This window comes from Arsenicicoccus sp. UBA7492, from assembly GCF_002479615.1.
Taxonomy (GTDB): domain Bacteria; phylum Actinomycetota; class Actinomycetes; order Actinomycetales; family Dermatophilaceae; genus Arsenicicoccus; species Arsenicicoccus bolidensis.
This window is the reverse complement of sequence record NZ_DLOE01000022.1, coordinates 108,012-129,888: the sequence shown is the minus strand read 5'-3', so window position 1 is coordinate 129,888 and position 21,877 is coordinate 108,012. Positions and strand designations below refer to the sequence as shown.

The 21,877-nt window shown below is 73.1% G+C and carries 19 protein-coding genes; 12 read left to right on the top strand and 7 right to left on the bottom strand.

From position 1 onward, the window contains the following. Positions 1-112: 112 nt before the first annotated feature. Genes B4E97_RS05970 through B4E97_RS05960 form a run of 3 tightly spaced genes read right to left on the bottom strand, consistent with a single transcriptional unit; the run spans position 113 to position 3,765 of the window. Positions 113-1,849 carry a DUF885 domain-containing protein gene (locus B4E97_RS05970; RefSeq protein ID WP_376786852.1) on the bottom strand — a complete coding sequence of 579 codons (1,737 nt, stop codon included), beginning with the start codon at positions 1,847-1,849 and terminating at the stop codon, positions 113-115. Between the two features lie 37 nt (positions 1,850-1,886). Next, positions 1,887-2,132, bottom strand: a complete 246-nt coding sequence (locus B4E97_RS05965; protein WP_019287280.1) for an acyl-CoA carboxylase epsilon subunit — start codon at positions 2,130-2,132, stop codon at positions 1,887-1,889. A gap of 28 nt (positions 2,133-2,160) precedes the next feature. Then, a complete protein-coding gene (locus B4E97_RS05960) occupies positions 2,161-3,765 on the bottom strand; it encodes an acyl-CoA carboxylase subunit beta (protein ID WP_286959051.1) in 1,605 nt (534 codons plus the stop codon). A gap of 74 nt (positions 3,766-3,839) precedes the next feature. Between B4E97_RS05960 and B4E97_RS05955 the strand changes: the two genes are divergently transcribed. The 4 genes from B4E97_RS05955 (at position 3,840) to B4E97_RS05940 (ending at position 9,053) form a co-directional block, all read left to right on the top strand. Continuing rightward, positions 3,840-4,589, top strand: a complete 750-nt coding sequence (locus B4E97_RS05955) for a biotin--[acetyl-CoA-carboxylase] ligase (protein WP_286959050.1) — start codon at positions 3,840-3,842, stop codon at positions 4,587-4,589. Between the two features lie 61 nt (positions 4,590-4,650). Then, positions 4,651-5,883, top strand: a complete 1,233-nt coding sequence (locus B4E97_RS05950; RefSeq protein ID WP_286959048.1) for an adenylate/guanylate cyclase domain-containing protein — start codon at positions 4,651-4,653, stop codon at positions 5,881-5,883. Then, on the top strand, positions 5,880-6,683 hold the full coding sequence (locus B4E97_RS05945) for an enoyl-CoA hydratase/isomerase family protein (RefSeq protein ID WP_286955688.1): 804 nt from the start codon (positions 5,880-5,882) through the stop codon (positions 6,681-6,683). The genes B4E97_RS05950 and B4E97_RS05945 overlap by 4 nt, the downstream gene beginning before the upstream one ends. 135 nt (positions 6,684-6,818) lie before the next feature. Further along, positions 6,819-9,053 (top strand): hypothetical protein, encoded by a 2,235-nt coding sequence (locus B4E97_RS05940; protein ID WP_286959047.1) that lies wholly within the window; start codon positions 6,819-6,821, stop codon positions 9,051-9,053. Here the strand turns inward: B4E97_RS05940 and B4E97_RS05935 are convergent. Continuing rightward, positions 9,015-10,595, bottom strand: a complete 1,581-nt coding sequence (locus tag B4E97_RS05935) for a hypothetical protein (protein ID WP_286959046.1) — start codon at positions 10,593-10,595, stop codon at positions 9,015-9,017. The genes B4E97_RS05940 and B4E97_RS05935 overlap by 39 nt on opposite strands. 52 nt (positions 10,596-10,647) lie before the next feature. Between B4E97_RS05935 and B4E97_RS05930 the strand changes: the two genes are divergently transcribed. Together B4E97_RS05930 and purE are read left to right on the top strand one after the other, a co-directional pair. Next, a complete protein-coding gene (locus tag B4E97_RS05930) occupies positions 10,648-11,874 on the top strand; it encodes a 5-(carboxyamino)imidazole ribonucleotide synthase (protein WP_239265614.1) in 1,227 nt (408 codons plus the stop codon). Continuing rightward, positions 11,871-12,413, top strand: coding sequence for a 5-(carboxyamino)imidazole ribonucleotide mutase (gene purE / locus B4E97_RS05925; RefSeq protein ID WP_239265616.1), 543 nt, complete (start codon positions 11,871-11,873; stop codon positions 12,411-12,413). Before B4E97_RS05930 ends, purE begins: the two co-directional genes overlap by 4 nt. 34 nt (positions 12,414-12,447) lie before the next feature. Here purE and B4E97_RS05920 read toward each other — a convergent pair whose 3' ends face one another. The 3 genes from B4E97_RS05920 to B4E97_RS05910 are packed head-to-tail and all read right to left on the bottom strand — an operon-like array spanning position 12,448 to position 14,941. Then, positions 12,448-13,233, bottom strand: coding sequence for an SDR family oxidoreductase (locus B4E97_RS05920; RefSeq protein ID WP_239265645.1), 786 nt, complete (start codon positions 13,231-13,233; stop codon positions 12,448-12,450). After that, positions 13,233-13,988 (bottom strand): cytidylyltransferase domain-containing protein, encoded by a 756-nt coding sequence (locus B4E97_RS05915; protein ID WP_239265618.1) that lies wholly within the window; start codon positions 13,986-13,988, stop codon positions 13,233-13,235. Before B4E97_RS05915 ends, B4E97_RS05920 begins: the two co-directional genes overlap by 1 nt. Next, a complete protein-coding gene (locus tag B4E97_RS05910) occupies positions 13,985-14,941 on the bottom strand; it encodes a Gfo/Idh/MocA family oxidoreductase (protein WP_239265620.1) in 957 nt (318 codons plus the stop codon). Before B4E97_RS05910 ends, B4E97_RS05915 begins: the two co-directional genes overlap by 4 nt. Positions 14,942-14,982: 41 nt before the next feature. Between B4E97_RS05910 and B4E97_RS05905 the strand changes: the two genes are divergently transcribed. From B4E97_RS05905 to B4E97_RS05880, 6 genes are read left to right on the top strand one after another with little or no spacing between them, the layout of a single operon-like run. Beyond that, positions 14,983-16,431, top strand: coding sequence for a lipopolysaccharide biosynthesis protein (locus B4E97_RS05905; RefSeq protein WP_239265622.1), 1,449 nt, complete (start codon positions 14,983-14,985; stop codon positions 16,429-16,431). Between the two features lie 46 nt (positions 16,432-16,477). Next, positions 16,478-17,896 (top strand): hypothetical protein, encoded by a 1,419-nt coding sequence (locus B4E97_RS05900; protein WP_286959045.1) that lies wholly within the window; start codon positions 16,478-16,480, stop codon positions 17,894-17,896. Continuing rightward, positions 17,893-18,579 (top strand): NeuD/PglB/VioB family sugar acetyltransferase, encoded by a 687-nt coding sequence (locus tag B4E97_RS05895; RefSeq protein ID WP_286959044.1) that lies wholly within the window; start codon positions 17,893-17,895, stop codon positions 18,577-18,579. The genes B4E97_RS05900 and B4E97_RS05895 overlap by 4 nt, the downstream gene beginning before the upstream one ends. Beyond that, complete coding sequence (locus tag B4E97_RS05890) at positions 18,576-19,646, top strand: N-acetylneuraminate synthase family protein (protein ID WP_239265630.1); 1,071 nt, start codon at positions 18,576-18,578, stop codon at positions 19,644-19,646. Before B4E97_RS05895 ends, B4E97_RS05890 begins: the two co-directional genes overlap by 4 nt. Beyond that, a complete protein-coding gene (gene neuC, locus B4E97_RS05885) occupies positions 19,643-20,821 on the top strand; it encodes a UDP-N-acetylglucosamine 2-epimerase (RefSeq protein ID WP_239265633.1) in 1,179 nt (392 codons plus the stop codon). Before B4E97_RS05890 ends, neuC begins: the two co-directional genes overlap by 4 nt. After that, the gene (locus tag B4E97_RS05880) at positions 20,818-21,876 is read left to right on the top strand and encodes a nucleotidyltransferase family protein (RefSeq protein WP_239265635.1); all 1,059 of its coding nucleotides are present in this window, start codon (positions 20,818-20,820) and stop codon (positions 21,874-21,876) included. Before neuC ends, B4E97_RS05880 begins: the two co-directional genes overlap by 4 nt. The last annotated feature ends 1 nt before the right edge of the window (position 21,877 follow it).

The window sequence follows — 21,877 nt, the reverse complement described above, 5'->3', positions numbered from 1 at the left end:
GGGGGACGAAGGCCGGTCGATGCCTTTACCGGGGGCGGGTCATCAGCCGGGGGTCGGCACATCCGCCTGGGGTCGGCACATCCGCCTGGCGTGCGAGGTCGGGCGAACGTGACTACCTGAGGTAGGGGTGGAGGACGGCGGTGCGCAGCGTGTCCAGGCCGACCCCGCCGATGTCGAGCGCCCGACGGTGGAAGTCCTTGAGCGAGAAGGCCTCGCCCTCGCGCCGCTGCACCTCGTCGCGCAGCTGCAGCCAGAGCCGCTCGCCGACCTTGTACGACGGGGCCTGCCCCGGCCAGCCGAGGTAGCGGTCCAGCTCGAACCGCAGCACGGCCTCCTCCATGTTGGCGTGCGCCGTCAGGTAGGCCCAGGCCTTGTCGTAGGTCCACTCGCCGCCGCCGACCTCGGCCGGCGCCTCGAAGCCGCAGTGCACGCCGATGTCGATGACCACGCGGGCCGCGCGCAGCGACTGCCCGTCCAGCCAGCCCATGCGGTTGCCCGGGTCGTCCATGTGCCCGAAGTCGGCCATGAGGCGCTCGGCATACAGCGCCCACCCCTCCCCGTGGCCCGAGGTCCACGAGAACTGGCGCCGCCAGGTGTTGAGCTGCTCGCGGTTGTGGACGGTCTGGGCGACCTGGAGGTGATGCCCGGGGACGCCCTCGTGGTAGACGGTGGTGAGCTCGCGCCAGGTCGTGAACTCGGTGACGCCCTTGGGCACCGACCACCACATGCGGCCGGGGCGGGTGAAGTCGTCGGAGGGGCCGGTGTAGTAGATGCCGCCGGTCTGCGTCGGCGCGATGCAGCACTCGATCTCGCGCACGGGCGCGGGGATGTCGAAGTGCTCGCCGTCGAGCAGCCGGACGACCGCGTCGGCCTCGTCCTGCATCCAGCGACGCAGCGCGTCCGTGCCGTCCAGGCGGTAGGCGGGGTCCTGGTCGAGCAGCGCGATCGCCTCGGCCACCGTCGCGCCGGGGCGCACCTGCTGGGCCACGTCCTGCATGGCCGCGGTGATGCGGGCGACCTCGTCCTGGCCCCAGCGGTAGGTCTCCTCGAGGTCGACGTCGGCACCGAGGAAGTAGCGCGAGCACAGGGAGTACTGGTCGCGGCCCACGGCGTCCTCCTCGGGCGCCTCGTCGAGCAGCTCGACGCGCAGGAACTCCGCCATGCGGGCGTAGGCGTCGCCCGCCGCCCCCACCTCGCGGGTCAGGCGCTCGCGCAGCTCGGGCGGCAGGGCGCGGTGGGGAGCGAGCGCGCCCTTGAGGAAGCCCGCGAAGTAGCCCTCGGGCTCGACCAGGTCGCGGCACTGCTGGATGCACGCCTCGACCTGGCGGCGCGCCGACACGGTTCCCTTGTCGCGGGCGGACAGCAGGGACTCCTGGTACTGCTCCAGGGCGAGCGGGATCCGGCCCATGCGCAGCGCGATCGTCGCCCAGTGCTCGACCGTCTCGGTCGGCATCAGGTCGAAGGCCGCGCGGATGTCCTGCAGCGGGGAGGCGATGACGTTGAGCGAGGACTCGACGATGCCTGCGGCATACATCTCCTCGGCGAGACCGAGCCGCTCGGTCATGGCGGTCACCGTGACCCGGTCGGTGTCGCTCGTGGGCTGGACGGAGGCGAGCGCCGCGAGCGTGCGGCGGCGCAGCTCGGACTGGGCGCGCAGCCCGTCGGGGGAGAAGTCGTCGATCTGGTCGTCGTGACCGGGGATGCCGACGTAGGTCGCGGTCAGCGGACTGAGCTCGAGCGTCTCGCGGACGAACTCGTCGGCGATGCGGTCCACGGCACTGCGGTCGGCGGCACTGCGGTCGGCGGCACTGCGGCGGGAGGTGGGGGAGGTCTCCTGGGCACTGGTCACCTCGAGCACGCTACCCAAGGAGGCGAGAGCCGGCCCGTCAGCGCGCCGATCGCCATCCCCACGAGGACCGGCGGCGGGCGCCGAGCGACGAGACGCCGAGGTTGCGGGCCCGGCTGGCCCAGATGCCGGTGGGCTGCTCCTCGGCGGTCGGCTCCCCGCTCGCGGCAGCGGCCACGACGAGCAGCAGCGCCGCGAGCTCCTCGTCGGTCGGGTTGCCCTTGGTCACGGACAGCAGGGTCGGTATGCCGCCCGTCTTCACGTCCGTCTTCACGTCGTCGGTCATCGGCGGGCCCTCCTGCGTCGGCGAGCGGTCACAGCGGGATGTTCCCGTGCTTCTTGGGCGGGTGGTTCTCGCGCTTGGTCTGCAGGGCCCGCAGCGCCTGCACGACGTTGCGGCGGGTCTCCTGCGGGGCGATGACCGCGTCGATGTAGCCGCGCTCGGCCGCGATGTAGGGGTTGGCGAGGTGGTCCTCGTACTCCTTGATGAACTGCGCGCGCGTCGCGTCGACGTCGCGGCCCTCCGCCTCGGCCGCGGCGATCTCCTTGCGGTAGAGGATGTTGACCGCACCCTGAGCGCCCATCACGGCGATCTGCGCGGTGGGCCAGGCGATGTTGACGTCGGCGCCGAGGTGCTTGGACCCCATGACGTCGTACGCGCCGCCGTAGGCCTTGCGGGTGATGACGGTGACGAGCGGGACGGTGGCCTCGGCATACGCGTAGATGAGCTTGGCGCCGCGGCGGATGATGCCGTTCCACTCCTGGTCGGTGCCCGGCAGGAAGCCCGGCACGTCCACGAAGGTCAGCACGGGCACGTTGAACGCGTCGCAGGTGCGCACGAAGCGCGCGGCCTTCTCGGAGGCGTCGATGTCCAGGCACCCGGCGAACTGCATCGGCTGGTTGGCGACGATGCCGACGCTGCGCCCCTCGACCCGCCCGAAGCCGGTGAGGATGTTGGGCGCGAACATCGGCTGGACCTCGAGGAAGGCCTGGTCGTCAAGGATCGCCGTGAAGACCTCGTGCATGTCGTAGGGCATGTTGGGCGAGTCCGGGATGATCGTGTCCAGGGCGACGTCCAGCTCGTTGATCTCGAGGTCCACCTCGGCCTCGAAGACCGGCGGGTCCTCGTGGTTGTTGCTCGGCAGGTAGGACAGGAGCTCCTTGACGTAGTCCATCGCGTCGTTCTCGTCGGAGCCCATGTAGTGCGCGCAGCCGGACTTGGAGTTGTGCGCCGTCGCGCCGCCCAGCTCCTCCATGCCGACGCTCTCGCCCGTGACGGTCCTGATGACGTCCGGGCCGGTGATGAACATGTGGGACGTCTGGTCGACCATGACCGTGAAGTCCGTGATGGCGGGGGAGTAGACCGCCCCGCCCGCGCAGGGCCCCATGATCAGCGAGACCTGCGGGATGACGCCGGACGCGAGGACGTTGCGGCGGAAGATCTCGCCATACATCCCCAGCGAGGCGACACCCTCCTGGATCCGCGCGCCGCCGGAGTCGTTGAGGCCGACGACCGGGCAGCCGATCTTCATGGCGAAGTCCATGACCTTGACGATCTTCTCCCCGAACACCTCGCCGAGGGACCCGCCGAACACCGTGAAGTCCTGGGCGAACACGCACACCTGACGACCGTCGACGGTGCCGTAGCCGGTGATCACGCCGTCGCCGTAGGGGCGGTTCTTGTCCTGCCCGAAGGAGGTCGAGCGGTGGCGGGCGTACTGGTCCAGCTCGACGAACGAGCCCTCGTCGAGGAAGGCCTCGACGCGCTCCCGGGCGGTCTGCTTGCCGCGGGCGTGCTGCTTCTCGACCGCCTTCTCGGAGGCCCCGTGCAGGACCTGCTCGTTGCGGTGGTGCATGTCGGCGAGCCGACCTGCGGTCGTGGCCAGGTCGAAGGTGTCCGTCGTCGGAGCGTCAGCCATGGCGACACCATAGCCTTGGCCTCGTGACCTCCGCTCTGCGACAAAGCGCTCTGACCAGCCATGTGACGGATGCCATGTCCCCGTGGCTCGATGTGGAGGTTCGCGACGCCGTCGCCAGCACCAACGCGGCGCTGCTGGCGTACCCCCGGCCCTGGCACGTGCTCACCACCGACCACCAGCAGGCCGGACGCGGTCGGCTCGCCCGGTCCTGGGAGACCCCGGCCGGCACCGCCGTCGCGCTGTCGGCCTGCGTGCCCGTCCCACCGGCTCGTATGACGGACGCGGGGTGGCTGCCCCTGCTCACCGGCCTGGCCGTGCGGGACGCCCTCGTCGGGCTCGGGCTGGCGGGGGCGGTGCTCAAGTGGCCCAACGACGTGCTCGTCGCCACCGACGGCGACCGCAAGGTGTGCGGGGTGCTGTGCGAGCTGGCGCCGGCCCCTGGTCCTGGGGATGGGGTCGCCGTGCTGGGGCTGGGGATCAACGTGCACCAGACCCGCGACCAGCTCCCGGTCGAGACGGCGACCTCGCTCGCCCTGTGCGGCGTCGACGTGGGCCGCGAGGAGGTCGTGATCGCGGTGCTGCGGGCCCTCGCGCACCGGCACCGGCAGTGGGCGACGGCGTCACGGATGCCGGCCCTGCGGGCGGACTACGCCGCGGCCTGCGCGACGCTCGGGCGCCAGGTCGCCATCCACCTGCCCTCGGGTGCGGTGGAGCCGGGCGAGGCGGTGCGGGTCGACGAGGCCGGTCGTCTCGTCATACGCACCGCTCACGGGGACCGCACCCACGCGGCCGGTGACGTGGTGCACGCGAGGCTGTCGGCCTGAGGCATCATGGCGGGAGCGGTCGACGGCCAGCGTCGTCCCGCCGGACGGCAAGGAGGCGACGGTGGCGGACCCCCGCGAGGAGTCGATCCGGCTGTCGGAGGCCCCGGCCGGCCTCGACCCCCTGGTCGAACGCGTGCAGCGCGAGCTGCTCGGCGGCCCCCTGGACCTCGACCGCCGCGACGTGTCCCGGACCGTCGGGGTCTCCCTGCGCACCGCCGAGCGTTTCTGGCACGCCCTCGGCTTCCCCGGCAACGAGGACGGGGAGGCGGTGTTCTCCCAGCTCGACCTGACGGCGCTGCGGGGCGTGGCCGCCCTCGTGCGCCGCGGCGAGCTCGACGAGGAGTCGGCGCTCAGCCTGACCCGGGCCTTCGCGCGGACGGCGGACCGGTTGTCGGTGTGGCAGTGCTCGGTGTTCGCCGAGTCGCTGAGCCCGTGGGCGCAGGGCGAGGTCGACCTCGGCCGCGTGGCCGTCTCCGACGAGAGCCACGACTCCACCCGCGCCGAGCCCGACGAGGACACCGCGCTGGCCGCCGCGCGCAAGGTCGCCGAGCTGGCCGACGAGCTCGAGCCGCTCCTCGTCTATGCCTGGCGGCGGCACCTGGCGGCGGCCACGGCGCGCATGGTCGCCGACGCCGACCCGTCGGTGGGGGAGCAGGGGCTGCGGCGCTGCGTGGGGTTCGCCGACCTCGTGTCGTTCACGTCGCTGGTGCGGCGGCTGTCCGAGCGCGAGCTGGCCACCGTGGTGCAGAGGTTCGAGGCGCTGTGCAGCGACGTCATCACCGGCCACGGCGGCCGGGTGATCAAGACCGTGGGGGACGAGGTCCTGTATGTCGCCAAGGTGCCCGCCGACGGCGCCCGGATCGCGCTGGACCTGGTCGACGCCATCCGCCACGACGACATGCTGCCTCCCGTCCGCGTGGGCCTGGCCTACGGCCACGTCGTGTCGCGCCTCGGCGACGTCTTCGGCACCACCGTCAACCGCGCCGCGCGCCTCACCGCCGTCGCCCCCTCTGGCAAGGTGCTGGCGGACGAGGGGCTCGTCGCCCGCCTCGCCGACGCCCCCGACCTGACGGCGGTGCGCCAGCGCAGCCGCACGCTGCGCGGCGTGGGCGTCGTCGCACCGTCCCTGCTCCACCGCACGGTCGCCGTGCCCCACGGCCTGCCCGACGCGGCCCTGCCCGATGCGGCCCTGCCCGATGCGGCCCTGCCCGATGCGGCCCTGCCCGATCCGGCCCTGCCCGACCCAGCACCTCACGAGCTCCCCGACCCCGTCCGCGACCTGGAGGTCCGATGACCCACGACCACAACGTGACGATCACCCGCCACGGCGAGCACGGCCACGTCGCCGAGCTCGCCCTGGACCGGCCCGAGGCGATGAACGCCGTCTCGACCGCGATGGCCCGCGACCTCGGCGCCGCGACCGCCGAGCTGTCGGCGCTCGCCCTCAGCGGTGAGGTGCGGTCGGTGGTCGTGACCTCCACGCACCCCAAGGCCTTCTGCGTCGGCGCGGACCTCAAGGAGCGCAACGGCTTCACCGACGCCGACCTGATGGCGCAGCGACCGATCGCGCGGGCCGCCTACACCGGCGTGCTGACCCTGCCCGTCCCCGCCATCGCGGCCGTGGACGGCTTCGCGCTCGGCGGGGGCTTCGAGATCGCGCTGTCCTGCGACGTGATCGTCTGCGGGGCCGGCGCGACCGTGGGCCTGCCCGAGGTGTCGGTGGGCGTCATCCCCGGCGGTGGCGGCACCCAGCTGCTGACCCGCCGCGTCGGCTGGTCGCGGGCGTCGCGCATCATCTTCGGCGCGAGCAGGATGACGGCGGCCGAGGCGCTCGCGCTCGGGGCGGTCGACGAGGTCGTGGACGCCGGGACCGCCCGCGAGCACGCGCTGGAGCTGGCGTCCCTGATCGCCACCCACTCGCCGGTCGGGGTGCGCAACGCCAAGAAGGCCATGCGCCTCGGCTCCGACGTCGACCTGGCGGCCGGGCTGGAGATCGAGGACGGCTGCTGGCGGGCGACGGCGTTCAGCGGCGACCGGCGCGAGGGCGTCGCCGCCTTCGCCGAGAAGCGTCGACCGGCCTGGCCGGGCGTCTGAGACCGGCAACCGGCCTGGCCAGACGCTCGAGGACGGGGAGGGCGGACAGTGCGACGTCTGCCGCGGGCCGGCCGCACGGCGCGCGGCCGGGCCGAGATGGGCGGCCGGGGCCACTGACCAGGGCACTATAGCCTCGTGCCATTTCTCGTGCTCGTGTTGGGTTGTGCCCTGGTCGCCCTCGTCCAAGGGGTGGCTCCCGGGGACGTCGTCGGGTGGTTCGGGGTGCAGGTGGCCCTGTGCGCGGCCGGTCTGGTGGTCGTGCGCACGGTCCGGGGCTCGGTCCGAGGGCTCACGCACGACCTGGCCCTGGGCGGGGCAGTCGGGTCGGCCTTGCTGCTGCCGACCTGGTGGGCGCAGCTGCACCTCGGGCTGCCCTGCTGGATCCCCGTCGCCGGCCTGGTGCTGGTCTGCCTGGCCCTGCCGTCAGCACGGCGTCGGGTGCTGGTCCGCCAAGGGTGGCGGCGACCCGGCGGCGCCGAGTGGTCGTCGGTCCTGCTGGTCCTGCTAGTGCTGGGGTGGACCGTGGGGGACTTCACCCGCTGGACCGCGCACTGGCAGACCGAGACGAGGACGTACTACCAGGACGTCCTGTTCAACCTCTCGCTGACCTCGGAGGCTCACCGTGCACTGCCGCTGACCCTCCCCCAGGCGGCGGGCGAGGCGCTGCCTTACCACTGGTTCGCCAACGTTGCCATGGCCGCCGTGGGGGAGCTCGGTCGGGTCCCCGACACCGTGGTCGTGCTGCAGCTCTGGTACCCGTTCGTAACCGGACTCACGGCCCTCGCGATCGCTGCCGCCGGTCGCGAGGTGCTCCGCAGCGAGGCCGCCGGAGCCTGGGCTGCGTGGATCGCCATGGGCTGGACGGCCGTGGGCGGCATGACCAGGTTGACCGAGACCCCCATGACGATGGTGCAGAACGGCTGGGCCAGCCCCTCGATGACCTACGCCATCCTCGTGTCGATGGCGCTGCTGCCACTGGTCGTCGCGCAGCTTCGCGGCGAGCTGGGGTGGGGGCGCACCCTGCCTCTGGGGGCGCTGTTGATGATGGTGCTCACCGTGGCCAAGACCACCGCGCTGCCGGTCCTCGGCGGTGGTCTGCTCGCGCTCGCGATCACGGCGGCCTGGCGCAGGAAATGGCCATTGGCCGCCCGCACGACCGGCTGGGGCGTCCTGGCGCTGCTGGCGCTGCTCGCTGCTCGCTGCGCCGTCTACGGCGGGTCCACCGACGGGCTGGCCGTGCAGCCGTTCTCCTACGTCTGGCGGCTGCTGGCGCTCTCGCACGACGGGGGCCTCGCCCGCGCCGTGCCTCGTTGGGTGCTCGACGCGTGGGGCACCCCGGGCTCGGCCGTGATCATGCTGATGGGGATCGCGGCGTGGTGCGTGGGAACGATCCTCGTGGTGTGGCCCGGGATCCGTGGCCTCGCGGGCAGGGACCCGGTGGTCGCGCCGCTGCTGCTGGGAGCCGGGCTCCTCGGCCTCCTCCTCACGACCGTTCTCGCCCACCCCGGGACCAGCGAGGTGTTCTTCCTCCGGGCCGGGTTCCCCTACCTCGCCATGGCGACGGCAGCGGTGCTGGCCCCGGCCTGGTCCGCCGCAGGGCCCCGGTCCCGCCGCGGGTGGGTGCTCGCCGTTTGTGCCGGGGCCCTCGCCTGGACCGTGATGGCCCGCCTCGAGGTGCTGGAGCGCCTGCTGCACGACGTCACGACGCCCGCGGAACGGATGCTGCGGATCACGGCCTACCTGGTGGTGCTCGCCGGGATCGCCCTCGCGGCGTGGCTCCTGACGCGTCGATCGTCGAGCGCCCTGGTTCGCTGGGCCGCCTGGGCCGTCGTCTTCTCCGCCGGCGTGGGGACCGCGCTCGGTCACGTCGTCGTCACGGACCAGAGCTCCATCGCCTCCCACATCCGGGTGGAGAACCGCAGTCCCACGGGGCCGGACCAGCTCGAGGCCGCTGCTCTCCTGCGTGACCAGGCAGGTCTCGACGACGTCGTCGTCACGGACACCCACTGCCTCTGGCCCGGTCAGACCCTCGCCACCGAGTGCGACGCCCGCAGCTTCTGGGTGACGGCCTTCGGTGGCCGGCGGACACTCGTGTCGGGCTGGGCCTACGGTCGACGGGTCCTCAGCGCTCCCGTCACGAAGGGCCGGGGCTACGCGACGATGCCCTTCTGGGACCAGCCCCTCCTGCGCCTGAACGACCGCGTCATCGAGCAGGCCCGGACCGACGACCTCGCTGCGGTGTGCAGGATGGGTGCCCGGTGGGTCTTGGACGATACTCGGCTCGGGAGGACGAGCCCCCGCCTGGCCGACGTGGCGGATCTCGAGCTGAGCTCACCGCAGGTGCGCGTCTACCACCTGCGGTGCGGGTGAGCGCGTAGCCGCCGGGCACGTCCGCGCCGCGAGCAGCACGAGGACCGGTGCGTAGACCAGGACGTAGCGTGGCCGGGCCTCCATCAGAGCGGTGAAGGCCACGATGCCTGCCACCCCCAGCGCCAGAGACGTGGTCAGGGCATCCACGCGGGCGCGTCGCACGGTCAGGCAGCCGACACCTGCCACCAGCATCGTCGAGACCCACAGCGCCTGCGTCGCGGCGCCGCGCCCGGCGTGACCGCCTCCCCCGGGAGCGCTCAGCCACCGGGCAGGGACCTCCCACCACGGGGCGGACAGCGCTTCTGTCTCCGCGGTTCGCGGGTCCTGACCCTCGCCGTAGGCCGTGAACATCCCGTCGGAGAGGTTCCACCGCACCTTACGCACCTCCCACGCCACGAGGCCGGACGGACCCAGCTCTCGCACACGGGCGGTCACGCCCTCACGCGACACCCGCCGCGCCTCCGCCGTCGGCAGAGGTCGCAGGGCGACGTCGATGCGCGCGTTGTAGGTGCCGTTGACCACCGTGCCGTCCGAGCGGCGGGACGGGGTCAGCCCCACCCACAGCCATCGCTCCACGGGCATCTCCCGACCGCCGTCCATCCACGGCGCGGCACCTGACGCCGCTCGCCACACGTGCGGAGCGACGACGGTGGCGCCCACCCCGGTCAGCGCCAGGACGACGATCGCCACGGCGACGTCGCGGGTGCCGCGACCCGGCGGCCTGGGGCACAGCGCAAGGCCCAGGACGACGGCCACGAGGACGACGAGGACGGTCGCCTTGACCGACCCGCCGACTCCTACGCACAGCCCGGCGAGCACCATGACCACGATCGCTCCAGCGCGTGACCGGGTTGTCGACCAGCGCACGACGAGCCACACGACCAGGACGGGAAAGACGAGGGCGAGCTGGTCGCTGTACATCACGGACATCCACGGGTTCAGCCCGACCAGCACGAGGGCGACCGACGAGGCGATGGTCCCGGCCCAGGTGGCAGAGGCGTTGACGGACCCGATCGGCCTGGCCAGCAGCGAGCCCGTGACGAGCACGACGACGCCCGTCACGACAGCGCTGATCAGCGCCGTCGTGGCAGCGACGGGGAACCCGCTGACCCGGTGGACGGCCATGGCGAGGCGCAGGGCGTCCAGGACGGGGAGGTTGATCGGGTAGTGCGACAGGTATAAGGCCTGCTGCGGATCGAGGGGCTGGCCCAGCTCCATGGCCCGGGCGACGCCGGACAGGTACCCGGCGTCCCAGCCGTAGGGGTAGCGAATGGCCCAGGCGTGCAGGCCCGTGACGACCGCGGCGAAGAGCGCCGTCCTCCATGGTCGGCCGAGGAGCCGGGGGACCGGTGGGGCGGCCCGCCTCGCGCGGAGCCCGGCGAGGAGCGCGAGCAGGAGGACGACGACGGCCGCCACCAGCACCGGGTGGTGGTGCTGGTATCCCCGCAACGGGCTCACCAGCTGCGCGACGGCGACGGCCACGAGGCAGGCGCCCACGAGGCGCACGACCACGGTCGGCGCCAGGGTTCCGGGTGCGGGCATGCGCCATTGATAGCAGAACCACCGGTCACTGCCGGGGACCTATCCTGGGGCGGTGACCTTGACCCCAGCGCGCGCCCCCGGAGGCTTCCCCGTCGTCGGCATCATCGGTGGCGGGCAGCTGGCTCGTATGACGGCACCTCCCGCCGTCGGGCTCGGCGTCACGCTGTCGGTGCTGGCGGAGTCGGAGACCGCGTCGGCCGCGCAGGTCGTGCCCTCGTCGCCGGTCGGTGACCACACCAGCATCGAGGACGTGCTCGCCTTCGCGCGGAAGTGCGACGTCGTGACCTTCGACCACGAGCACGTGCCGCCGGAGGTGATCGCCGCCGTCCAGGACGCCGGGGTCCGGGTCGAGCCTTCCCCGGAGGCCCTGCTGCACGCCCAGGACAAGCTGGTCATGCGGCGCAGGCTCACAGCCCTCGGCATCCCCTGCCCGGACTGGGCGCACGTGACGAGCCGCGCCGACCTCGAGGCCTTCGGCCGACGGGTCGGCTGGCCGCTCGTGCTCAAGACGCCGCGAGGGGGCTACGACGGCAAGGGAGTTCGCGTGGTCGCCGGCATCGACGAGGCGGGCGACTGGCTCGACGCCGTCGAGGCCGCCGGTGCCGGTGGGACCGTCGGCGAGCACGGGACCACGATGGCCGACGGGCTGCTCGCCGAGGCCATGGTCGGGTTCACGCGCGAGCTGGCCGTCCTCGTCGCCCGCTCGCCGTCCGGGCAGGCCGCCGTCTGGCCGGTCGTCGAGACCGTGCAGACCGACGGGATCTGCACCGAGGTGCTGGCCCCCGCGCCGGACCTCGACCCCGAGCTGGCCTCGCGGGCGAGCGAGTCCGCGCTGCGCATCGCCGGCGAGCTGGGTGTCACCGGCGTCATGGCGGTGGAGCTGTTCGAGACGCGTGACGGCGACGGCCGTCCGGCATACCTGGTCAACGAGCTGGCGATGCGCCCCCACAACTCGGGCCACTGGACCATCGACGGCTCGGTCACGAGCCAGTTCGAGCAGCACCTGCGGGCGGTCCTCGACCTGCCGCTCGGCTCGACCCGCTCGCGGGCGCGCTGGACCGTGATGGGCAACGTCCTCGGCGGCGACTACCCCGAGCTCTACGCGACCTACCGGCACCTCATGGCGCGCGACCCCGCGATGAAGTTCCACCTCTACGGCAAGGACGTGCGCCCCGGCCGCAAGATCGGGCACGTCGACGTGAGCGGGGACGACCTCGACGACCTGCGGGCGCGAGCGCGTCACGCCTGCGACTACCTCCAGGGAGTGATCACCGAATGACACCGTCCGACCACGACTCTCAGGGCCCGGCCGTCGGGCTCGTGATGGGCTCCGACTCCGACTGGCCGGTCATGGAGCAGGCGGCGCTGGCCCTCGACGAGCTCGGCATCACCTACGAGGCGGACGTCGTCTCGGCCCACCGCATGCCGACCGAGATGATCGCGTACGGCGAGCAGGCCGCCTCGCGCGGGCTGCAGGTGATCGTCGCCGGTGCCGGGGGCGCCGCGCACCTGCCGGGGATGCTCGCGGCCGTGACGCCGCTGCCGGTGATCGGGGTCCCGGTGCCGCTGAAGCATCTCGACGGCATGGACTCGCTGCTGTCGATCGTGCAGATGCCGGCCGGGGTTCCGGTCGCGACCGTGTCGATCGGCGGCGCGCGCAACGCGGGCCTGCTGGCCGCGCGCATCATCGGCTCCGGCGCCGGTGAGGAGGCGTCACGGGTGCGCGAGGCGATGGTGGCCTTCCAGTCAGTCCTGCGCGACGAGGCCCGCGCCAAGGGCGCCAGGCTGCGCGGCCGCACCGCCGACCCGATGACCTGACCAGTTGACCGCCCTGGTCGGGACGGTCGGTGCCTCACCAGGCTGTCCACCCACCGTCCACGGCGATGACCTGCCCGGTGACGTAGGCCGAGGCGTCGCCGGCGAGCCACGTCACGACCCCACGGAAGTCGTCCTCGCTGCCCATCCGCCCCAGCGGGGTGAGCGACTCGTAGCGCCGCGTGAAGGCGTCGTCCTGGCCCCGCGCTATGCCACCGGGGGCGAAGGCGTTGACGCGGATGTCGGGAGCGAGCACGGTGGCCAGGTAGCGCGTCAGCTGGGCGACCCCGCCCTTGCTCACGGCGTAGGCGGCCGGGTTGCCCATCCGCGTGCCGGCGTACAGCCCCATGTTGGGGCCGACCAGACCGTAGATGCTGGACACGTTGATGATGCTGCCGTGACCGCTCGCGCACATCATCGGCGCGAGCCGGCGCGCGAGCGAGAACGGAGCCGTCAGGTTGAGCCGGAGCGCCAGCTCGAACGCGTCGTCCGTCTGCTCCTCGAAGGGCACGGCATAGCCCGGCACCCCGGACGTGCCGGTGAAGGCCGCGTTGTTGACGAGGACGTCCAAGGACCCCGCGGACCGGGCGGCGGACTCGGCGGCGTCCAGGCCGTCGCGGGTGAGCAGGTCCGCCGCGAGAGCCTGGTGGGTCTGGTCGCAGGGTGTGGGGAGCTGCTCGGTCGAGGCCGCCACCCCCTGGGCGTGCAGGTCGACGGCGATGACGGTCGCGCCCTCGGTGGCGAGCGCGTCGGCCAGCACGGATCCGAGCGGGCCGGCGGCCCCGGTCACCAGGCACGTCCGCCCGCGCAGGGTGGGGGTCATCACGCCTGCCCCTCGATCCACGGCAGCTCGAGCAGTCCCGAGGTGACCAGGGACTCGATCAGCCGGAACTCATACTCGTCGTCGATGGAGAAGGCCTGCTTCTCGGGGATCTCCAGCATGCCGTGACGCCCCTCGTCGAACCACGACACCTCGAGGCGCCGGACGAAGTCGGCTCGCCACGCGTAGAAGTTGCCGTTGATGCGCAGGTAGCGCGGAGTGTCCTGGCGCCGCGTCACTCCGCGCCCCTCGGCGTAGTAGCGCTCGACCGCTGCCCCGGGAGTGGTCTCGCGGACCCCGACCCACGTGGGCTGGAACGTCGGCTCGGACACCGAGATCACGCCGTCCAGGGCGTCGTCCGCGAGCAGTCGCCGGACGGCCTCGTCGAGCTGCTCGGGGCGACGCGCCGGGGAGGTGGGGTCGAGCAGGACGAGGGCGTCGTAGGCGGCGCCCTCGGACTCCTCGACTGCAGCCAGGGCGTGCTTGATCACGGGCCCCATGGGAGTCCAGTCGGTGGCGAGCTCGGGAGGGCGCAGGAATGGCACGTCACCCCCGTTGGCCCTGGCCACGTCCGCGATCTGAGGGTCGTCGGTGGTGACGATGCACCGGGTGATCCCCGGAGTGAGGCCTGCCGCCCTGATGCTGTGGACGATCAGGGGCAGGCCCACGAGCGGGCGGACGTTCTTGCCGGGCAGGCCCTTCGAACCGCCCCTCGCGGGGATGACGGCGAGGACTCGTGGTGCCTCGGTGCTGCTCATGGGGTCCTCCTGGGGTGATCGGTGGACAGGGCCCGCGCGTCGTCGCAGAGCCGCAGGACGTCGAGTGCCCGGTCGAGGGGGGTCGGGGAGGCCGGGGAGGGCGTCCCGTCGAGGAGCGCGGTCAGCTGTCGAGCCATGACCGCGTCACGGTCGGCATCTTCCGGGTGGGCGCGCTCCGTCACCTGCCCGTCCGGATGACGGAGCGTGACGAGGTGGCGCGTGAGGTCCCACTCGAGCACGCCGTCAGGTCCGGTGACGGCGAGCGCGCGTCGGGTGGGTCGGGTGACGTAGTCGAGGTGGGCCCTGACCTGGTCCCCCCTCTCGCCCATCCAGGCCAGGGACGCCGACTGCTCGGCCGCCATCTGCAGCGGGCCCTCGTGCTGCAGCCGCGACCAGAGGAGGCGCGGGCGGCCGGTGAGGGCGATGGCATAGTCGAGCTCGTGCACCATGTCGCGCAAGACCCCTCCTTCCTCCGGCCGCGCGGAGTAGCTCTCGCGGTAGTCACGGCCGGGCCGCCAGTCGGGGAGCCAGGACTGGCAGACGACATCGACGGTCCGTGGCCCGCCGATGGCGGCAGCCAGCTCGACGACGTCCAGCCACGCCCGGTGACCGCGCAGGGGAGCGGCGACGGTGACCGCCGCCCGGCGGGGGTGGTGGGCCAGCGCCTCGGCCTGGGCGCCGTCGACGGCCAGCGGCTTCTCCACGAGGACGTGACGGGCGCCGGCCTCGAGCGCCGCCAGGGCGTCCTGCACGTGCCTGGAGGTGTCGGTCGCCACGACGACGACCGTGGCCCCGGCGCAGGCTGCTGCTCCGGTGCGGTCGGTCAGGACGGTCCGGTCGTCGGCGTCGGGCCGCTCCCGCACCGGCCAGGACGCGCTCTGCAGACCGAGCCTGGCAAGGACCCGGAGATGTCTGGACCCGATCGATCCGGCACCACGGACGACGGCTTGCATGTGCACCATTCTTGTCGAGGGGACCGGTAGGTTTGCCTACTGTGTCAGACCCGGCCACGCCCCCCTCGCAACCTCCCGGCGAGTCCGCTCCAGGGCGGCGCGCCACGACGGCCGGCCTGCTCTACCTCGTCGGCACGGCCCTGCAGGGGCTGGGGATGCTCGCCGTCGCGCCGTTCGCGACGCGAGCACTCGGACGGGTCGGCTACGCCGACGTCGCCTTCGGGCTGGTCCTGGTCCAGATCGTCTACACCGTTGCCGCAGCGGGGATCCCGCAGCTCGTGCTGCGCGAGCACCACCGCCCGGGAGACGGCCCCGCCGTGGCGCGCTCCCTCGCCGGCGCGATGTTCGTCGCCGGCGCCGGGCTGGCGGTCGCGGGGACCGCGCTGGCCCTGGTCGTGGCCGCCCTCGTCGGCGGGTCGCCATGGCAGTGGGTGGCGCTCGCCTGGTCAGCGGCCGGGCTGACCTGCGTGGCGGCCGGGCAGGCCGTGGCCCGGGCCAGGCAGCGGCCGCTCGACTTCGTGCTCCTGGCCGTCCTGTCGACCGTCGGCGCCCAGGGAGCGGGCGTCCTCGTGACGAGCCAGGGGCCGTCCGCGACCGCCGACGCCTACCTCGGGGCGTACGCCGTGGTGCTCGCCCTGTGCTCGGTGGCCGCGCTCCGCGTCGCCCGACCCCGGATACCACGACGCGAGCCGAGGGTGGTGGCAGCCCTGCGGGACGCGCTGCCTCTGCTGCCGCAGTCGGTGGCCATGGCGGGCCTCCTCATGGGGGACGTCGCGATCGCCCAGCTGCTCGGGCCTCCGGGCACGGCTGGCACCTACAACGCGGCGCTGACGACGCTCGGCAACATGCCCTTCGTGCTCGCCACAGCGTTCTACAACGCCTGGTCCCCGATGGTCTTCGCCCGCCCGGAGGGGACGCGTCGGCAGTACACCGCCACGACCTGCCTGGCGCTCGCAGCCGTCGTCGGGGCGGGGGGCGCGGGCGTGTCCCTGCTGTCCCCGTGGCTCGTCCCCGTGCTCGCACCGCCGGAGTTCGACCATCAGGCCATGGTCGCGGCCCTGGGGCCGATGTGCGCCGTCGCCGTCTGCTACATGCTCTACCAGGCGGCGGCCCTGACGCTCGTGGACGTGGGGCGCACCGAACGCCTCCTGTGGTCTGCGCTGGTCGCCCTCGTCGTTCTCGCCGTCGCCGGCACGGCCCTGCTGGCGACGTGGGGCGTGCCGGGGCTGGCCCTCGCCCGCCTGCTCGCCTACGCGGTGCTCGCGATCGCCTCGCTGGTGCTGGCCTGGCGGTCGGCCGGGCTGGTGTGGCCGACCGTGCCTCTGGTCGGGGTCCTCGCCGGGGTGGCCGCGCTCACGGCTCTCGGGAGCCAGGCGGGGACCGACGGCGCCGGTCTCGTGGCGCGTCTCGGGTCGTGCGCGCTCATCGCGATCGCTGGCCTGGTGGCCGTCGGCGTTGCTGCACGATCCGGTGCCTGGTCCCGACGATAGACTCACCGGGCACCGCCCGCGACGCAACGCCATCTGGAGGTCTTTCGTGGTCACCCCCCTCGTCCACATGGGTCTGGGCTACGACGACCTGCTCGTGCCGGCCCTGGTCCACGCAGGGTTCGAGACCAAGGACCTCGTGATGGTCCTGCGGACCGACGCCAACCTCGACTGGGTCAAGCGGCACACCCCACGGGCGACGGTCGTCCGGCTGCCGTACCGCGAGGCCCGGCGCGCCGACGTCGTGTCGGGCCTGTCCCCTCACGGTGCCCTTCGCCGGGCGCTCGACGGCGTGGGCCTCGACGTCCACGACCTCCTGGTCTCCGAGCGGGCTCTGCGCCGCAACCGCGTCGACACCGCGATGAACTTCCTCAACCTCGCCGCCGAGGAGATCGAGGCCGCGGTCGCGGGAAGGGGACCCATGCTGGCGCTCGCCGAGTTCACCGTCACCTCCGAGCTGCTGGCGGCGGGCCTCGTCACGCACCACGGCGGCCTGGCCGTGTGGCCGCGCAGCATCCGGCTCCCGGCAGACCGGTTCGGTCTGGTCGGGTGCCCCGTGGGCGTGACGTTGTTCGAGCGGGAGCGTGAGGACCCCGCCGCCGTCGCGGCAGGGCAGGACTTCCTGGCTCTCTGGCGCGACCGTCAGGACCGGCCGACCGGGTTCGCGCAGAACGCGAAGGTCGAGTCGAACGCCGAGATCTGGCGACTGGCCAAGGACCGGGTCAAGGAGTTCGCGGTGGACCGGGGGAGCAACCTGCAGCTGCCCAGGGTGTCGGACTATCCGCGCCTGCCCTGGCTCAACCCGATCCGGTCGCGCGTCAACCTGCGCAGCTACCAGGGGAGGGCCTGGGATCCCCTGCCACAGCGCTATGTCTTCATGCCGCTGCACGTGCAGCCCGAGTCGAGCGTCGACGTGCACGGCCGTCTGTGGCGGGACCAGACCAACACCGCGCGCATCCTGGCGGACGCGCTCGCCCCGCTCGGGATCGGCCTCGCCGTCAAGGAGCACGCCCACTTCATGTGGCGGCGTGACCCCAGCTTCTGGCCACCCTTCGACGCGCACCCCAACATCGCGCGGGTCGATCCCTTCGCCGACTCACGCGCGATGGCGCGCGACGCCGTGTTCACCGTGACGGCGACGGGCACCGTGGGCCTGGAGAACTCCCTCAACGGCCTCCCCGTGGTCACCGGCGCGGCCATGCCGTGGTCCCGGCTGCCCAACGTCGCGCACGTCCCCGACCCCGAGGACCTCGCCGCGTTCGTCGCCGAGCGTCGCTGGGAGGGGCTGCGGGCCGACCGGGAGACGGTGGACCACTGGTTCGTCCACGACTACGTCAGGCACTCCTGGAAGGGCCTGGTGCTCGACCCGCCGCGCGCTCCGGAGGTCCTGGAGCCGGCCAACATCGCCGCCGTCGGAGGTGCCTTCGCCGAGGCGGCCGAGCGCGTCGCGCGTTCGGAGGGTGCGTGAGCCGGCCCGAGCGCGCGCAGACCTGCTGGGTGCTGCTGGGTGCCGGCGGTCACGCCCGCAGCGTGGCCGATGTCCTCGACCGGCTCGGTGACCGCGTGACGGCCGTCGCGGGTGCCCCGGGCGAGGCGCGTGAGGGATGGGGCCCCGAGGTGCGCCAGCTCGACGGCGACGACCAGGCGGTGGCCTACGCCGCGAGCACCGGGGCCAGGGTCGCCGGGGCCTTCGGCGCCAACCGGTCTCGGGTCCGAGCCACGTCTCGCGCCATGGCGGCGGTGAGCTGCCCGCCTGTCCTGGCCCTGACGGCCACCATCGCGCGGAGCAGCCGGATCGGCGAGGGCACGGTGGTGCTCGAGCACGGCCACGTGGGTCCGCAGTCGCGGCTCGGCCGCGCGGTGATCGTCAATACCGCCGCCGTCGTCGAGCACGACGTCGTGGTGGGCGACGGCGTGCACGTGGCGCCGGGGGCCGTGGTGCTGGGGGGCGCGAGCGTCGGAGACCTGACGCTCGTGGGCAGCGGGGCCCGCGTCCTGCCCGGGGTCCGCGTCGGGGCCGGATGCGTGGTGGCGGCGGGCGCGGTCGTCATACGGGACGTGCCCGACGGCCACCGCGTGGCCGGGGTCCCGGCGCGCAGCATCGACGACCATGACGACGAGCAGGACGAGCAGACGGAGGAGCAGCAGTGAGCGTGCGAGCAGCGAGCATCGGGGACAGGACGATCCCGACCGAGCGGGACGTCTACGTCATCGCCGAGGCCGGGGTCAACCACAACGGCGACCTGGACATCGCTCACCGCCTGGTCGACACCGCCGCCGAGGCGGGTGCCGACGCGGTCAAGTTCCAGACCTTCGACGCGGCCAAGCTGGTGTCGAGCGTCGCCGCGACCACCCCCTACCAGCGGGACCGCGGCGGTGCCCAGGACCAGCGATCGCTGCTGGAGGCGCTCACGCTGCCGATGACGGCGTGGGCCGAGCTCCAGGCCCACACCCACGAGCGCGGGCTCGAGTTCCTGTCCACCCCGTTCGACCTCGACAGCGCCCACGCGCTCGCCGAGCTGGGCCTGCCGGCGATGAAGGTCTCCAGCGGCGAGCTCACCAACCTGCCCTACCTGCGCGAGCTCGCCCGCCTCGGCGTGACCATGCTCGTCTCGACCGGCATGGGCACCTCCGACGAGGTCGCCGCGGCCGTCGACGCCTGCGCCGAGGCCCCCGGTCTGGTGCTGTTCCACTGCGTGTCGGCCTATCCCGCGCCCATCGAGGAGTGCAACCTGCGCGCGATCCCCGCCATGGAGGCCGGGCACGGCGTCCCCGTCGGCTGGTCCGACCACACGCCCGGTCTGCAGACGGCGCTCGGGGCGGTGGCCCTCGGCGCCCCCGTCCTCGAGAAGCACTTCACGCTCGACCGCACGATGCCCGGACCCGACCACATGGCCAGCCTCGAGCCCGCCGAGCTCGCGGACTACGTCAGGTCCACCAAGGCCCTCGCGGTCGGTCTCGGCGACGGGGTCAAGGTGCGCCAGCCCTCCGAGCAGGACAACGCGGTGCTGGTGCGCCGCAGCTGGCACGCCGCGCACGGCCTGCGCGCGGGCTCGACGCTGGAGGGCACCGACCTGTCCCTGCTCCGACCCGAGGGCGGCATCAGCCCGGCCGTGGACATCCGCGGGCGCGTGCTGGCCCGCGACGTGGCTGCAGGCGCCCAGATCGTCGACGCGGACCTCGCCCCGGACGCACCCGCCGCTGGGGCGGCCCGATGACGCAGGCCCCCCAGAGGGTGGCGGTCTTCGTCGGCACCCGCGCCGACCTGGGCCCGCTCTCGCCCGTCATCACCGCCCTGGCCGACGACCAGGACGTCGAGCTGCACCTGCTCACCGGCGTGGCCTACGACGTGGACTCCCTGGCGTCCGCGCTGCGTGACGTCGCCCCGCACGCCGTGGTCGACGGGCGCCTCCACGCCCTGTGCCCGCCGGTCGAGCACCTCGACCCGGCGGCCGTGGTCCGGCACGGCGCCCACCTCGCGGAGGGCGCGGGGCGCCTGCTGCCCGCGCTGCGCCCCGACACCCTCGTGGTCCTCGGCGACCGCTGGGAGCTCCTCCACGTCGTGCCGGCGGCCTTCCTGCTCGGCATACCGGTCGTGCACCTGCACGGTGGCGAGGTGACCGAGGGGGCCGTCGACGAGCGGGTCCGCCACGCCGTGACCAAGCTCGCCGACCAGCACTGCGTCGCGTCGTCCGACGCCGCCCGTCGGGTGCGCCAGATGGGGGAGCCTGCCGGGCGCGTGCACGTCACCGGTGCCCCTGGCCTCGACCGGCTCGCCTCGTCCACCGCGCTGACGGACGCGGAGCTGGCCGACCTGCTGGGTGTGCCCGTGCTGCGACCGCTGGCCATGTTCACCTACCACCCGCCCACCGCCGAGGGCGACCTGCCCGTGGGGGAGTGGGCGGCCGAGGCCCTGCAGGCGACCCTGGACACCTGCGGCACCGTCCTGGCCACCCACCCCGGGCTGGACCCGGGTCGTGAGGAGATCCTCGCCGTCCTCGAGCGGGCGGCGCTCGACCAGCCTCGCCTGGTGGTCGTCGCGTCCCTGGGCAGTCGCTACCCCCGGGCGCTGCACGCCGTCGACGTCGTCGTCGGCAACTCCTCGTCCGGCATCATCGAGGCCGCCAGCGCCCACGTCCCCGCGGTGGACGTCGGCGAGCGGCAGCGGGGACGTCTGCGGGGGGACAACGTCATCCACGCCGACGAGGGATACGTCACCGTGCGTGACGCCATCGAGCGTGCCCTGTCGCCCGAGGGGAGGGCGACGGCTGCCGCGTCGGTCAACCCCTATGGTCAGGGGGACGCGGCCCGCCGTGTCGTCCAGGTCGTCCGTCGCGCGGCGGGAGCCGACCGCGTCAAGCCGTTCGCCGAGATCGAAGGAGCCGCCCGATGACTGCGCGCGACCTGCATCGCACCTGCATCTCCGAGACGGGGACGATCCGTGACGCCCTCCAGGTCATCGACGACGCCGCCACCACCGTCGCCCTGATCACCTCTGCGGACGGCGTCCTCGCCGGGCTGCTCACCGATGGTGACGTCCGTCGTGCCGTTCTCGCCGGAGCAGACCTCGACGACCCCGCCCTTCCCTTCGCCACCAAGACCCCGTCCACGGTCAGCGCCGGATCGCCTCGCGCCCTGGTCCTCGATCTGCTGCGCGCACGGCACCTCACCGTGGTCCCCGAGGTCGACGAGGGTGGCCGGCTCGTCGGGCTGCACACGCTCTTCGACGTGGTCGGCAGCGAGCCGCTGCCCAACGTCGCCGTGATCATGGCCGGTGGCAAGGGGACCCGGCTCGGCGAGCTCACCAGGGACCGACCCAAGCCGCTGATGACCGTCGCCGGGCGCACCATCCTCGAGTGGATCATCCTCAACCTCGTGGGCGACGGCATCCGCGAGATCTACGTCAGCGTCAACTACCTCGCGGAGCAGATCGAGGAGCACCTGGGGGACGGGTCCCGGCTCGGGTGCCAGGTGCACTACCTGCGCGAGGAGCCCGACAACCCGCTCGGGACCGCCGGCTCGCTGACGCTCCTGCGCGACCGGCGCCCGGACCTGCACGACCCCGTCCTCGTGATGAACGGTGACCTCATGGTGCAGTTCGGTGCCCAGGAGCTCCTCGACCGGCACGAGCGCAGCGGGGCCCGGCTGACCATGGCGACCCGCAGCTACCAGCACGAGATCCCCTTCGGCGTCGTGGACTGCGACGACGCGGGCTTCGTGACGGGGATCAGCGAGAAGCCGACGATCAGCGTCGACATCAACACGGCCGTGTATGCCGTCGACGCCGACGCCCTCGAGCTCCTCCCGGACGGGCGACCCAGCACCATGCCGGAGCTCGTGCAACAGTTGCTGGACCGTGGTGATCGGGTCGCCACGTGGACGATGTCATCGGATTGGATCGATGTGGGCACCCCCAAGGACCTTGCCCGCGCGAAAGGACAGGCGTGAA

What these genes read in the sequence shown, in the direction of transcription:
- B4E97_RS05965 (WP_019287280.1), bottom strand. Translation starts at nt 2,132, where the DNA reads ATGACCGACGACGTGAAGACGGACGTGAAGACGGGCGGCATACCGACC.
- B4E97_RS05880 (WP_239265635.1), top strand. Translation starts at nt 20,818, where the DNA reads ATGACTGCGCGCGACCTGCATCGCACCTGCATCTCCGAGACGGGGACG.
- B4E97_RS05910 (WP_239265620.1), bottom strand. Translation starts at nt 14,941, where the DNA reads ATGCAAGCCGTCGTCCGTGGTGCCGGATCGATCGGGTCCAGACATCTC.
- purE (WP_239265616.1), top strand. Translation starts at nt 11,871, where the DNA reads ATGACACCGTCCGACCACGACTCTCAGGGCCCGGCCGTCGGGCTCGTG.
- B4E97_RS05935 (WP_286959046.1), bottom strand. Translation starts at nt 10,595, where the DNA reads ATGCCCGCACCCGGAACCCTGGCGCCGACCGTGGTCGTGCGCCTCGTG.
- B4E97_RS05955 (WP_286959050.1), top strand. Translation starts at nt 3,840, where the DNA reads ATGTCCCCGTGGCTCGATGTGGAGGTTCGCGACGCCGTCGCCAGCACC.
- B4E97_RS05915 (WP_239265618.1), bottom strand. Translation starts at nt 13,988, where the DNA reads ATGAGCAGCACCGAGGCACCACGAGTCCTCGCCGTCATCCCCGCGAGG.
- neuC (WP_239265633.1), top strand. Translation starts at nt 19,643, where the DNA reads ATGACGCAGGCCCCCCAGAGGGTGGCGGTCTTCGTCGGCACCCGCGCC.
- B4E97_RS05920 (WP_239265645.1), bottom strand. Translation starts at nt 13,233, where the DNA reads ATGACCCCCACCCTGCGCGGGCGGACGTGCCTGGTGACCGGGGCCGCC.
- B4E97_RS05960 (WP_286959051.1), bottom strand. Translation starts at nt 3,765, where the DNA reads ATGGCTGACGCTCCGACGACGGACACCTTCGACCTGGCCACGACCGCA.
- B4E97_RS05945 (WP_286955688.1), top strand. Translation starts at nt 5,880, where the DNA reads ATGACCCACGACCACAACGTGACGATCACCCGCCACGGCGAGCACGGC.